At 69.1% G+C, this 12098-nt stretch carries 13 protein-coding genes; 5 read left to right on the forward strand and 8 right to left on the reverse strand.

Going from position 1 to position 12098, the window contains the following annotated elements; translation table 11 throughout:
- The coding region (locus CCS01_RS20315) for a transposase (RefSeq protein ID WP_146101497.1) at nucleotides 1-176 on the forward strand (176 nt) is incomplete at its 5' end.
- Nucleotides 177-223: 47 nt separating this feature from the next.
- On the opposite strand, the gene CCS01_RS20320 is transcribed toward CCS01_RS20315, so the two are convergent.
- Complete coding sequence (locus CCS01_RS20320) at nucleotides 224-682, reverse strand: DUF3429 family protein (protein ID WP_158258511.1); 459 nt, start codon at nucleotides 680-682, stop codon at nucleotides 224-226.
- Nucleotides 683-847: 165 nt separating this feature from the next.
- On the opposite strand from CCS01_RS20320, the gene CCS01_RS20325 reads away from it, so the two are divergent.
- The 4 genes from CCS01_RS20325 to CCS01_RS20340 all read left to right on the forward strand — a co-directional run bounded on the left by CCS01_RS20325 (nucleotide 848) and on the right by CCS01_RS20340 (nucleotide 5026).
- Nucleotides 848-2158 (forward strand): hemolysin family protein, encoded by a 1311-nt coding sequence (locus CCS01_RS20325; RefSeq protein WP_104520595.1) that lies wholly within the window; start codon nucleotides 848-850, stop codon nucleotides 2156-2158.
- Complete coding sequence (locus CCS01_RS20330) at nucleotides 2155-3390, forward strand: HAD-IIIA family hydrolase (protein ID WP_104520596.1); 1236 nt, start codon at nucleotides 2155-2157, stop codon at nucleotides 3388-3390. Before CCS01_RS20325 ends, CCS01_RS20330 begins: the two co-directional genes overlap by 4 nt.
- A 20-nt stretch (nucleotides 3391-3410) precedes the next feature.
- A complete protein-coding gene (locus tag CCS01_RS20335; protein ID WP_104520597.1) occupies nucleotides 3411-4466 on the forward strand; it encodes a GHMP family kinase ATP-binding protein in 1056 nt (351 codons plus the stop codon).
- Between the two features lie 140 nt (nucleotides 4467-4606).
- Entirely contained in the window at nucleotides 4607-5026 is a 420-nt protein-coding gene (locus CCS01_RS20340) for a glycine zipper family protein (protein ID WP_146101866.1), read from the forward strand.
- A gap of 453 nt (nucleotides 5027-5479) precedes the next feature.
- Here CCS01_RS20340 and CCS01_RS33865 read toward each other — a convergent pair whose 3' ends face one another.
- The 7 genes from CCS01_RS33865 to CCS01_RS20370 form a co-directional block, all read right to left on the reverse strand.
- A complete protein-coding gene (locus CCS01_RS33865; protein ID WP_158258512.1) occupies nucleotides 5480-5683 on the reverse strand; it encodes a hypothetical protein in 204 nt (67 codons plus the stop codon).
- Nucleotides 5684-5954: 271 nt separating this feature from the next.
- Nucleotides 5955-6911, reverse strand: a complete 957-nt coding sequence (locus tag CCS01_RS20345) for a 2-hydroxyacid dehydrogenase (RefSeq protein ID WP_104520599.1) — start codon at nucleotides 6909-6911, stop codon at nucleotides 5955-5957.
- Between the two features lies 1 nt (nucleotide 6912).
- Nucleotides 6913-7884: a 2-hydroxyacid dehydrogenase gene (locus CCS01_RS20350; RefSeq protein ID WP_104520600.1), complete on the reverse strand. Its 972-nt coding sequence runs from the start codon at nucleotides 7882-7884 to the stop codon at nucleotides 6913-6915.
- A gap of 81 nt (nucleotides 7885-7965) precedes the next feature.
- Nucleotides 7966-8646, reverse strand: coding sequence for a metallophosphoesterase (locus tag CCS01_RS20355; RefSeq protein ID WP_104520601.1), 681 nt, complete (start codon nucleotides 8644-8646; stop codon nucleotides 7966-7968).
- Nucleotides 8647-9087: 441 nt separating this feature from the next.
- Nucleotides 9088-9522 (reverse strand): CBS domain-containing protein, encoded by a 435-nt coding sequence (locus CCS01_RS20360; RefSeq protein WP_104520602.1) that lies wholly within the window; start codon nucleotides 9520-9522, stop codon nucleotides 9088-9090.
- A gap of 172 nt (nucleotides 9523-9694) precedes the next feature.
- Nucleotides 9695-9868, reverse strand: a complete 174-nt coding sequence (locus CCS01_RS20365) for a DUF1328 domain-containing protein (protein WP_104520603.1) — start codon at nucleotides 9866-9868, stop codon at nucleotides 9695-9697.
- Between the two features lie 96 nt (nucleotides 9869-9964).
- Complete coding sequence (locus CCS01_RS20370) at nucleotides 9965-11743, reverse strand: glucan ABC transporter ATP-binding protein/ permease (RefSeq protein ID WP_104520604.1); 1779 nt, start codon at nucleotides 11741-11743, stop codon at nucleotides 9965-9967.
- Between the last annotated feature and the right edge of the window lie 355 nt (nucleotides 11744-12098).

Here is a 12098-nt window from a genome sequence, read left to right on the forward strand (position 1 = left end):
CCAATCGCCGCTCGCCGCGGACCTACGACCGCGACCTCTACAAGGCGCGCCATCTGATCGAAAATTTCTTCGCCAGGCTCAAGCAGTTCCGTGCCATCGCAACCCGCTATGACAAGACTGCCCGCAACTTCCTCGCCGCGGTCCACCTCGCCGCCGCCGTCGTTTGGCTTAATTGACGACACGCCCTAATAAACTACTTTCGACAAAAAAAGACAATTCCTTGTTAAAATATTAACGCATGGTCAACGCTGCGTAGCAGCAGCACCAGCGCCAGCATCGCCACCACCACGCCGGAGAAGCCCCAGCGCAGCCACACCGCCGGCGGCAGCGCGGGCGCGCGCGGCGCCGCCTGGTATTCCGTCAGCAGGGTGGCCAGGGACCCGGTGATCAGCACCCCCAGCGCCGAGGAGGCCGAGACGAACTGCGCCACCACCAGCGCGATCCAGCCCGTCGCCACCGGCAGCACCGCCGCGGTCAGCCGCAGCGACGAGCGTCCGCCGCCCGACAGCAGCCCCACGCCCCACTGCAACCCGCCAGCGAAGGCCAGCATCACCGCCGCGTAATCGACCAGCGCCACCAGCATGCGGTCCGCCACGAACGGCACCGCGCCGACCGCGCCGAACGCCAGGACCAGCAGCGGCACCAGGCCGAGCAGGCTCAATAATGAAACAATGGTCGGCACGCTTCCCTCCCGCCTTTGCAGGCCGACACCCCTCTCATGAAGACCAGAGACTTGTGCTACAGGGAGACAAATCGCGTTGATCTTCTCCGGCAAAGGACAGGCGTTGACAGACCGTGGTTGCCTGCGCCGCCGATTTCGCCGCCTGAAAGCCTGCCTGGAATCTCAATGACCCTCGGTCTCGAAGCCGTCATTATCCTGCTGCTGATCATTCTCAACGGCCTGTTCGCGCTCAGCGAGCTGGCGCTGGTGTCCGTCCGCCGGGCGCGGCTCGCGGTGCTGGAGCGCAAGGGGGTCAAGGGCGCCGCCGCCGCCCGCGCCCTCGCGGACGATCCGCAGCGCTTCCTGCCCACCGTGCAGGTCGGCATTACCCTGGTGAGCGTACTCACCGGCGTGTTCGGCGGTGCCCGCATCACCGCGCATCTGCAGGTCTGGCTGGAGCAGTTCCCGCCCGTCGCCCGCTTCGCGGAGAGCCTGGCACTGGGGATCGTGGTGCTCACCACCACCTACCTGACCCTGGTGCTGGGCGAACTGGTGCCGAAGCAGCTTGCCCTGCGCGCGCCGGAAGCCACGGCGGCGCGTGTCGCCCGGCCCATCGGCTGGCTCGCCCGGGTCGCCGCCCCGGTGGTCTGGCTGCTGGGCAAGTCCTCCAGCCTGGTGCTGCGCCTGTTCGGCCTGAAGCGGGCGCCGCGCCAGACGGTGACGGAAGAGGAGCTGAAGGCCCTGGTCGCCGAGGGCGCGCAGGCCGGCGTGCTGGAACTGGAGGAACGCCACATGATCGAGCGCGTCCTCCGCCTGGCCGACAAGCCGGTGCGCGCGATCATGACGCCGCGGACCGAGCTCGCCTGGATCGACCGCACCGACGCGGCGGACATCATCGTCGAGACGCTGAAATCGTCGCAGCACTCCCGCTTCGTCGTGTGCGACCGCTCGATCGACAACGTGGTGGGGGTGGTGCAGGCCAAGGACCTGCTCGACCGCCTGCTCTCCGGCGCCGAGCTGTCCGTCGGCGCCAGCCTGCGCCAGCCGATGATCGTCCCCGACACAGTCAGCGCGCTGGATGCGCTGGAGCGGCTCAAGTCGGACCCGCTCGGCGTCGCGCTGGTGATGGACGAATACGGCAGCTTCGAAGGCGTCGTCACCGCCGCCGACGTGCTGGAGGCGATCGTCGGCGACGGCTCGGCCACGGATCACAAGGACGGCGTGCCGGGGCCCGAGGGCGAGACGACGCTGACCCTGGACGGCCTGACGCCGGTGGACGAACTGAAGGCACGGCTCGACCTGCCCGACCTGCCGGCCGAGGGCAGCTACCACACCCTGGCCGGGCTGCTGCTGGCGCTGCTGCGGCGGGTGCCGCGCGTCGGCGACCGCATCGTGTTCGGCGGTTGGCGCTTCGAGGTGCTGGAAATGGACGGGCGGCGGGTGGACAAGGTGCTGGCCGGCCGCGAGCCCGCGGCGGAAACCGAAAGCGTCGCATGACCTGCCAGCCAACTGCCACCGTTTCCCAGTGCGCCGTGCTCGTCGGCGGCCTGGGCACCCGCCTGGGCGCGCTGACCGCCGCGACGCCCAAGCCGCTGCTGCCCTGCGGCGACCGTCCGTTCCTGGGCTGGCTGCTGCGCGAGTTCGTCCGCTACGGCGTGACCGAGTTCCTGCTGCTGACCGGGCACCTGTCCGGCGCGGTGGAGAACGCCGTCGCCGCCATCCAGGCCGGGCTGCCCGGCGACGTGCGCATCACCCTGTCGCAGGAGCCGGTGCGTGCCGGCACCGGCGGCGCCGTGTTCCACGCCCGCCATCGGCTGCATGACCGATTCCTGCTGTGCAACGGCGACTCGCTGTTCGACAGCAACCTCGCCGCCCTGCTGGCCGACGCCGCCCGCGATCCGGCGGATACTGTCGGCCGCATCCTGCTGCGCCGCCTGGACGACGCCTCGCGCTATGGCGTGGTGACGCTGGAGCAGGACCGCATCAGCGCTTTCCAGGAACGCCCGCCCGCCGGGACGCCGGGCATCATCAACGGTGGCGTCTATCTGTTCCGCCGGGCGCTGGTGGACCACCTGAGCCCGCAATGCTCGCTGGAAGCCGACGTGCTGCCGGCACTGGCGCGTGGCAACCGGCTGCGCGGCACGCTGGGCAGCGGCTATTTCCGCGACATCGGCATCCCCGAGGACTACCAGCGGGCGCAGACGGAAATCCCGACCCTGCTGCATCGCCGGGCGTTGTTTCTCGATCGTGACGGCGTGCTGAACATCGACCACGGCTATGTCGGCTCGGCGGACCGGTTCGAATGGGTCGATGGCGCGCTGGACGCCATCCGCCATGCCACCGAGGCCGGCTGGCACGTGTTCATCGTCACCAACCAGTCCGGCGTCGCCCGCGGCCTGTATGATGAGGACGCGGTGCGCGGCCTGCTGGCCTGGATCGCCGACACGGCGCGCCTGGCCGGCGGCACGATCGACGACGCGCGCTACTGCCCGTTCCATCCCGAAGGCAGCGTCACGGCCTATCGCCAGGCGCATCCCTGGAGGAAGCCCGGGCCCGGCATGCTGCTGGACCTGATACGCGCCTGGGAGCTAAATCCCGCCCGCGCGGTGATGATCGGCGACCAGGAGTCGGACATGCGCGCCGCGGCGGACGCCGGCATCGCCGGATATTTATTCCCTGGAGGGAATCTTCTTTCATTTATACAACCAATAGTGGATAAATACCCATGAATTCATGACAGGAGGGGTACTTGCGGCACAATACCGCAACCGTCCGTTCCCGCGTGCCGCTGCGCCTCGGCCTGGCCGGCGGCGGCACCGACCTCAGCCCCTATTGCGACGAGCATGGCGGCGCCGTGCTGAACACGACGATCGACCGCTACGCCTATGCGTTCATCGAGCCCTCGACCGACGGGCTGGCGCATTTCGTGGCCCCGGACCTGGAGTTCGAGGAGTGTCTCCACCCCAACCTCGACTCGCTGGCCGAGGCGCGTCTGCGGCTGCATGCCGGCGTGGCGCGGCGCATGCTGGCGCAGTTTGGCGGCGGCGTCCTGCCGGCGATCCGGGTGACGTCGTACGTCGATGCGCCGCCCGGCTCCGGGCTGGGATCGTCATCCGCCCTGGTGGTGGCGCTGGTGGAGGCGTTCACCGCGTGGCTGTCGGCGCCGCTCGGCCCCTACGACGTCGCCCGCCTCGCCTTCGAGGTCGAGCGCATCGACCTGGGCCTGGCTGGCGGCAAGCAGGACCAGTACGCGGCGACCTTCGGCGGCACCAATTTCATCGAGTTCCATGCCGCCGATCGGGTGATCGTCAATCCGCTGCGGGTCGCCCCGGCGGTGCTGAACGAGCTGCAGACCTCGCTGGTGGTGTGCTTCACCGGCGTGTCGCGGCGGTCGGAGGCGATCATCGCCGAGCAGCAGCGCGGCATGACCGCGACGGCGGAGCACCGGGCGGATGCCGGGGTCGTCGACAGCCTGCACCAGCTCAAGCACGACGCGATCGCGATGAAGGAGGCGCTGCTGCGCGGCGAGATCGCGCGGATGGCGGCGATCCTGAACCGATCCTGGGCGGCGAAGCAGCGCACCGCCGCGGGCATCAGCACCGGGCGGATTGCCGAAATGTACGATCTGGCCTTCGCGCATGGCGCCATCGGCGGCAAGGTCTCGGGCGCCGGCGGCGGCGGGTTCATGATGTTCTTCGTGCCGCCAGCGCGGCGGATTCCCGTGGTGCGGGCGCTGAATGCCGCCGGCGGCACCGCGAGCGGCGTGCAGTTGACCGGCCGGGGCGCCGAATCCTGGGTGGTCTGAAACCCCGGCGGCGATCCCCGGGGCACTGGCAACGCCGGATGATGGAACGGCGCGAACCGCATCGGCCGGTGAAACGGGCTGCCACGCGCAAGCGTAAACCGGTAAGCTCGGAACGCTTGCCACAGGTGGAAGTGCCTTTCATGCGCTTCTTGATGCTTTCCGCCACCGTTCTGGCGCCGCTGCTGCTGGATGCCTGCGCGACCCATCCCATGAGCCCGACGGTCGGGGTGATGCCACCCCCCGGCAAACCGTTCGAAACGTTCCGGACCGACGAGGCGGCATGCCGGGATGCCGCCTCGCGGCAGGTGCAGGGCGGGGCGCAGCAGCCGAACACCATGGGGGCGGGAAGCGCGCCGATGGGCACGTTGCCGGGGACCGGATTGGGGACCGCGGGCGGCACGGCGGGTGGCGCCGGCGTGTCGCGGACCGCGCAGCTCAGCCTGCAGCAGCGCTATGACCTGGCGTATTCGCGGTGCATCTATGCACGCGGCAACCAGGTGCCCGGCTATCTGCCGCCCGGCGCGTCATGGTCCGCCGATGCCCCCGGCCATGCCCCGTGATACCAGCCTCCACCTCTGCCCCGGGCGATGACCATCGATCCGCGACCGGTGCGCCACCGTTCCGGGACGCACGCGCCCGAACGGGACAGGCTGTACCACCCGAGCGCCGCTCCGGCGTTCCGGCCGCACCGGCGCCTTGAGTTCTTGCGACGAGCGGCAGTGTCGTCCCGGGTAGGTCAAGGCAGCGGCAGAGCCTGGGTTGGCGCCCGATTTTAACACGGAGTTAGCCAGCCGGCGCGCCGGCGCCGCGATGACCGAAAATGGGCGAGGAGTCCGTTGCCCCAGCGTCATGGCCGGGCGTGCCCCGGCCATCTGCGCACAGGCGGCGGGGGTGGATGGCCGGGACACGCCCGGCCATGACGATAGAGAGACGACCGCGCCTGCGGGTCCGCATTTTCATAGGAGCCAATCACACGACGTAGGCCGTGCGTCAGGTACAAAGCATAAACCGCTTCAGGCAGGGCCACCGATGCTGCGAAACGCTTTGATCGCCAGCCCAATGAAGCGGTTCGTCCGGTCCCGAATAGCCGGCAAGGCCCCGTCTCCGTGGCGCTTCGTGCACCCTCCGTCTTCTCCGTGTTGAAAATCAAGGAAGAATGCGTAGGCACGACGGTCCCAGGAGCGCTGCATGGCCAGGCCGATGAAGCTGCCCGGCACGACGCAACATCCGCCATGACGGCGGCGTCAGCACCGGACCGCGCGGCGTCCCCCTGATCCTCCGGGGCTCTCCACGGCCCTCGGTTCTTCTCTGTGCGAGCAAACATACGCCATCAACCACGCTGTCCCCGCCAGAGACGCACCCGCCCGCGGCCCCGCCAGTCCATGCTACAGGGACCAACCGCGCCGCCGGACCTGATGTCCAGGTCCCGCCCCCCAGTCCGCCACGCCTCGGCCTCCGCTGGCCTCCCCCCGCCGCGGCGCCACGCCCTCAGCCCACAAGGTTGCGCGGCGCCTGCCCGGCCAGCACCGCGGCGATGCCGGCCAGCACGATCCGCCCCATCGCGTCGCGGGTTTCCCGTGTCGCGCTGCCCAGGTGCGGCAGCAGAACGACGTTCTCCAGCCCCAGGTAAGCGGGATCGAGGTGCGGCTCGTTATTGTATACGTCCAGCCCGGCGGCGGCGACGTGCCCCTCGCGCAGCGCGGCGACCAACGCCTGGTCATCGACCAGGGAGCCGCGCGCGGCGTTCACCACGACCGCGCCCCGCGGCAGCTTCGCGATGCGGCCGCCGGTCAACCAGTGGCGCGTGCCGGCGCCGCCCGGCGCGTTCAGCGACAGCACCTCGCACATCGGCAGGAAGCTGTCGTCGTTGTCGTGGAAGATCGCGTCGTGCTCCAGCTCCGGCGGCAGGCGGGCGACGTCGCGGTAGTGCACTTCCATCTCGAAGCCGCGCGCCATGCGGGCGAGCTCGCGGCCGATGCGGCCCATGCCGAAGATGCCGAGCCGCCGCCCGGACACCTGCGTGCCGAGCAGTTGCGTCGGCGCCCAGCCCTGCCAGGCGCCGGACCGCACCATCCGCTCGCCCTCGCCGGCCCGCCGCGCCGCCGCCAGGATCAGCAGCATGGCGCATTCGGCGGTGGCGACACTCAGCACGTCCGGCGTATTGCACACCCGGATGCCGCGTGACCGCGCGGCGTCGAGGTCGACGTGATCGTAGCCGACGCTGAAGGTGCCGATGACCTTCACGCTGTCCGGCAGTGCGGCGATCAGTGCCGCGTCCATGGCGTCGCCGGGACAGCACAGGATGGCGTCGGCGCCGGCTGCCCCGGCCAGCACGTCGGCGATCGGGACGTCCGACGGCGTCAGCCGGGCGGAAAAGTCCCGCGCCGCCTGGGCCTCGATCGACGGCGGCAGGCGCCTGGTCACGAACAGAACGGGTTTCGCCATGTCAGTCCCTCCACAGCGGGTCGATCGCTGGCCGGTTGGCCAGCACGGCGGCGATGTTGTCCAGGGCGCGGAAGCCCATGGCATCCCGCGTCTCACGCGTGGCGCTGCCGATGTGCGGCGACAGCACCACGTTGTCCAGGGCGGCGAAGCGCAGGTCGAAATCCGGCTCGTCCCGGAACACGTCCAGCCCCGCGGCGAACAGCCGGCCACTCCGCAGCGCCGCCAGCAGCGCGTCCTCATCCACCAGCGAGCCGCGGGCGACGTTCACCAGCACCGCGCCCTCGGGCAGCAGCGACAGGGCGCGGGCATCGACCATGCGGTCGGTGGCGGGGCCGCCCGGCGCGTGGATCGACAGGAAGTCGCAGTGCGGCAGCATGGCGTGGAAGTCGGCGAAATACGTCGCGCCCTGCTCCAGTTCCGGCGGCAGGCGGGAGCGGCCGTGGTAGAGCACCTGCATATCAAAACCGCGTGCCCGCCGGGCGAAGGCGCGGCCGATGCGGCCCATCCCCAGGATGCCGACGCGCTTGCCGGTGACGCGCACGCCCAGCAGGTCGCCCTGGCCGATGCGGTAGCGCCAGCCCTGGCGCATAATGCGGTCGTATTCAATCCCCCGCCGCGCCGCCGCGAGCAGCAGCATCATGGCGTGGTCCGCCGTGCACTCGTCCAGCACGCCGGGCGTGTTGGTCACCATGATGCCGCGCGCCCGCGCGGCGGCGACGTCGACGTGGTCGTAGCCGACGCTGCTGGTGGCAAGCACGCGGACGCTGTCCGGCAGCCCGGCGATGGCGGCTTCGGTCAGCGGCAGGGTGTTGGCGAACAGGATGCCGTCGGCACGGTGCGCGGTGGCGGCGGCGGTGGCCTCGGGCACGGTCATGTCGTCCGGGCCGGAGCAGATGATGGCGTCGAATTCCGCGCGGGCGCGGGCCACCACGTTCGTCGTCGTCAGGCAAGCCAGCACCAGCCGCGGCTTCATCGACAATTCCCCCGATCAGTCAGCGTCCATTAGGATCGGCCAAACGGGCCGGACGCAAGAGGACGGCTGTCCTTTCCCGCCTCAGGGCAGGTCGATCCAGGACAGGTGGCCGCCCTTGCCGGCGCCGGTGTCGAGGAACACCGCCTTGCCGCCCAGCGCGCCGTGCCGGACATAGGGCCGCCCGTCGGCGCTGCGGCGGTCGTGGCCGCAATAGACTGTCAGACCGGCGGGGATGCGGTCGACCCAGCGCAGGCTGCGCTCGGGGTAGCCGTCGTGCTGCATACGGCCCGTCGGCTCACCATACAGGGCCCGCGCCACCGCCCCGTGCGGGCGCTGCAGCCCGTGTTCCGGCGGCTGCTGCTCCAGCATCAGGGTGTGGAACCCGCCATGCACGAACAGGGCGGACTTGTACAGAACCCAGGCCGGGGCGGCGGCGATCAGGCGCGTCGCCCGTTCCTTCAGGCGGTCGTCCATCTGCGCGATCGTCGCCTGGACCATCGGCTCGGAGCGCACGTGCTCGCCCGCCAGCACCCGCGCCAGCTTCAGGTCGTGGTTGCCGAGGATGAACAGGCCGCGGCCGCTCTCGACCAGGTCGAACATCATCCGCATCGCCCGGGCGCTGTCCGGCCCGTGGTCCACCAGGTCGCCGAGCTGGACGATGAAGCGCTCGGTTGCAACGGCGTAGGCGAACGCGGCGGCATCGCCGTGCACGTCGCCGACGACGCGAACCTTCGCACCAGGGGGGATCGCAGCGGTGGTCATAGAATTGTCAATGAGATAGGGCGGGAATGCCGCCGCGACAACTGGCGCTGTCGCGGCCTTTCCCTGATCGTCACGGCCCGGCTTGCCTGCATAAGCACTAACTTCAGGGGGAACAGGGCATGGTTGTCGCCCTATCGTCATGGCCGGGCGTCTCCCGGCCACCTGCGCTTCGACGGCGGGGGGTGGATGGCCGGGACACGCCCGGCCATGACGATAGGGAGAAGACCTTGCCCCGCCCGGCCGTTGGCGAAACGGCACGTTCATGGTCGTTGGCGCGCCGGTATCGCTGGCCGGTTGACCCGGTAGGTGCATCCGCGGAATCCGTGGTGAACCGCCACCCCCGGACCCTCTCCCCGGAAACCCGGCCGGGGGCGGTGACCACGCGGGTGGCCGCTACGGCCGGACGCCGCCTGCCTTGGGCCCAGCCGCCGTCCGGCCGCTCTAGGCCGAGCCCGCTACGTATGCCTTCAGGCTGTCCACCGCCATGTCCTGCTCCATGATGCGGGCCTTGACCACGTCGCCGATGCTGATCAGGCCGACGAGCGCGTCATGGTCCACCACCGGCAGATGGCGGAACCGCCCGGCGGTCATCATTTGCATGACCTCGGCCACGGTGGATTCCGGATGCGCGACATGCAGCGCCCGGGTCATCAGCTGCCCGGCGGTCATGTCCAGGGTGCGGTTGCCGTTCGCGGCCAGGCAGCGGACGACGTCCCGCTCGCTGACGATGCCCAGCATCTGCTCGGCCGCGTCCACGACCAGAACGGCACCGATGCGATGCTCCGACAGGATCTGCACGATGCCGGAAACCGGTTCCGTCGGGTCAACGGTGAAAACCTGGTAGCCCTTGTGCTTGAGGATGGCTGCGACCGACATGAAACTGCCCCTTCTCCAATCCGGCGGGCATCCGGTCCGGTTGCCGTGTTCTGCTGCTGCTATCAGCGGAAATCAAAGTTCCGGACCGCGCATCCGCCACTTTATAAAGGGCACATCATGCGCCGGTCACTTGCCGGAAAGCAAATTGCAGGTGTGCGCCGCAGCAAAAATGCTACCAGAGAGTACTCCCCGCCATCAGGCCGACCACCAGCAGCACGACGAAGATCACGATCGTGACGAAGAACAGGATGCGGGCGATGTCAGCAGACGCGGCGGCGATGCCGCCGAAGCCGAACACCGCCGCCACAATCGAAACAACCAGGAAGAACAGGGCGAGCCGCAGCATACGTATCTATCCGATCTTTTACTGTGAGGCAACGAGCCCCGACATATTATGACCGTTTGATGCTGCGGCGCACAGTCACACGTCCTCGACCTCCTATCACTCCGCCGCCACCAGTTGCGGCACCGCCGAGGCTAATTGCGTGTGCACCAATTCGGCGAACCGCCCGCCCCGGGCCAGCAGGCTGTTGAAGTCGCCCTGCTCGACGATCCGCCCCTGGTCGAACACAAGTATTTCATCGGCGTCGCGCACCGTGGACAGGCGGTGGGCGATGATGAAGGTCGTGCGCCCGGCCATCAGCGCCTTCAGCGCGCGGCTGACCTTCGCCTCGGTGGCGGCGTCCAGCGCGCTGGTCGCCTCGTCCAAAATCAGGATCGGCGGGTCCTTCAGCAGGGCGCGGGCAATCGCCAGGCGCTGCCGCTGGCCGCCGGACAGCGTGGTGCCGCGCTCGCCGATCATGGTGTCGTAGCCCTGCGGCTGGCGGATGATGAACTCGTGCGCGTCGGCCATGCGGCAGGCCCGCTCCAGATCCTCGTCGGTGGCGTCGGGGCGGCCGACCAGCAGGTTGTCGCGGATCGTGCGGTTGAACAGCAGGCTCTCCTGGAACACCATGCCGATGTTGGAGCGCAGGCTGTCCAGCGTAACGTCGCGCAGGTCCTGGTGATCGACGGTGATGCGGCCCTCGGTCGGGTCCCACAGGCGCTGCAGCAGGGACATCGCCGTGGTCTTGCCGGCGCCGGTGTGGCCGACCAGGGCGATGGTGGCGCCGGGCTGGGCGTCGAAGCTGACGTTGTTCAGCACCGTGGTGCCGCCGTTCGGATAGGCGAAGGAGACGTCCTCGAAGCGGACCTCGCCGCGCGGCGCCCACAGGGTGCGGGCGTTGTCCTTCTCCGGCACGCTGCTGCGGGCGTCGAGGATGCGGAAGAACTCCTCCAGGGCCGGCAGCTTGAAGAACAGCGACGAGACGAAGGACGAAGCGGTTTCCAGCCGCCCGATCAGCAGCATGGCGAAGCCCATGAAGCTGACGATCTCACCCACGCTGGCCATGCCCTGCAGGTGCAGCCAGGTGCCGACCATGACGATGCTGATGACGGCGAGGGTGCTGGAGGCGCGGGTCATGACGTTGACCAGTGCCCACCAGTTCAGCACCGGGAACTGGTGGCGGATCACCTGATCGGCGATGTCGCCGAACAGCCGGCCCTCGGCGGACAGGCGGGTGAAGGACTGCACCACCATGACGTTGGTCAGGGCGTCCTGCGCGGTGCCGGCGAGCGAGGTGTTCAGGCCCTCGATCCGGCGCTGCGCCGTCTCGGTCTTGCGCACGACGATGGCGTTGAGCAGCAGGAAGACGCCCACCAGCACGATCAGCACCAGGGCGAGGCGCCAGTTCAGGAACAGGGTCAGCGGCAACAGGACGGCGGCAGCGATGATAGTGGACAGCTGGTCGCGGAAGAAAACCAGCCAGGTGGCGAACAGCCCGTCGGTGCCGGCCAGCATCGACTTGATCAGCCGGCCGGAATGCGTGTCGCCGTGGAACGACAGCGGCATCGCCAGGACGTGCTGGAAGTATTTCCCCATGGAGTTGATGCGGTGCTTGTGGGCCAGCCGCTCGGTCCGTACCGCAACGAAAATGTTGCTGACGATGCCGCCGAGGCCGACCGCGACCCAGATGCCGAGCAGCACCACCGCCTGGTGCCACACCGTGGCCGGCGCCATGGTGTCGGAGTGGGTCAGCAGGTTGACGACCCGGCCGAACAGGACCGGATCGAGGAACTGCAGCCCGGCGACGATCAGGTTGGCGAAGGCGAGAAACCCCGCGACCCGGATGTCACGGCCAAGCAGGCCGAGCACCCGGCCATAGATTCGAAAAAATCTCATGATGAACCCGTCCCTGTGCAGACGCGGAGTATGTCGTCTCCCAATTCGGCAAAGCTGGGGGACAGGTGTGGCCAGAAAGCGGCAAATCGCGTGACAGGTGGCCTGCGCCGCATTTCGTGAACAAACGAAGCGAGGCCGGAACGGTGTGCGGATGCAGCGCGGGCGTCGCGTGTGGCCGCGGTTGCTTTCGCCGGACCGCTTGCTTGCCGGCGGCGTCATCCGGTGGCCGGGCAACCGGTTTGCAACGATAACAGAAGCGCACGCCTGGCAGAGCCGGATGGGTTTGTCTTTCGCCGGCAGGCCGGTCATCCTGTCGAGAGCGGAGGCATGGCGGCGTTGCAGGAACCGGCTTCCG

The sequence above is a fragment of the Rhodopila globiformis genome (assembly GCF_002937115.1).
Lineage (GTDB): Bacteria > Pseudomonadota > Alphaproteobacteria > Acetobacterales > Acetobacteraceae > Rhodopila > Rhodopila globiformis.

Excerpts from the sequence above, each read along its gene's own strand:
- CCS01_RS20360 (WP_104520602.1), bottom strand. The coding sequence starts at position 9,522 with ATGTCGGTCGCAGCCATCCTCAAGCACAAGGGCTACCAGGTTTTCACC.
- CCS01_RS20325 (WP_104520595.1), top strand. The coding sequence starts at position 848 with ATGACCCTCGGTCTCGAAGCCGTCATTATCCTGCTGCTGATCATTCTC.
- CCS01_RS20350 (WP_104520600.1), bottom strand. The coding sequence starts at position 7,884 with ATGAAGCCGCGGCTGGTGCTGGCTTGCCTGACGACGACGAACGTGGTG.
- CCS01_RS20330 (WP_104520596.1), top strand. The coding sequence starts at position 2,155 with ATGACCTGCCAGCCAACTGCCACCGTTTCCCAGTGCGCCGTGCTCGTC.
- CCS01_RS20365 (WP_104520603.1), bottom strand. The coding sequence starts at position 9,868 with ATGCTGCGGCTCGCCCTGTTCTTCCTGGTTGTTTCGATTGTGGCGGCG.
- CCS01_RS20370 (WP_104520604.1), bottom strand. The coding sequence starts at position 11,743 with ATGAGATTTTTTCGAATCTATGGCCGGGTGCTCGGCCTGCTTGGCCGT.
- CCS01_RS20355 (WP_104520601.1), bottom strand. The coding sequence starts at position 8,646 with ATGACCACCGCTGCGATCCCCCCTGGTGCGAAGGTTCGCGTCGTCGGC.
- CCS01_RS20340 (WP_146101866.1), top strand. The coding sequence starts at position 4,607 with ATGCGCTTCTTGATGCTTTCCGCCACCGTTCTGGCGCCGCTGCTGCTG.
- CCS01_RS20345 (WP_104520599.1), bottom strand. The coding sequence starts at position 6,911 with ATGGCGAAACCCGTTCTGTTCGTGACCAGGCGCCTGCCGCCGTCGATC.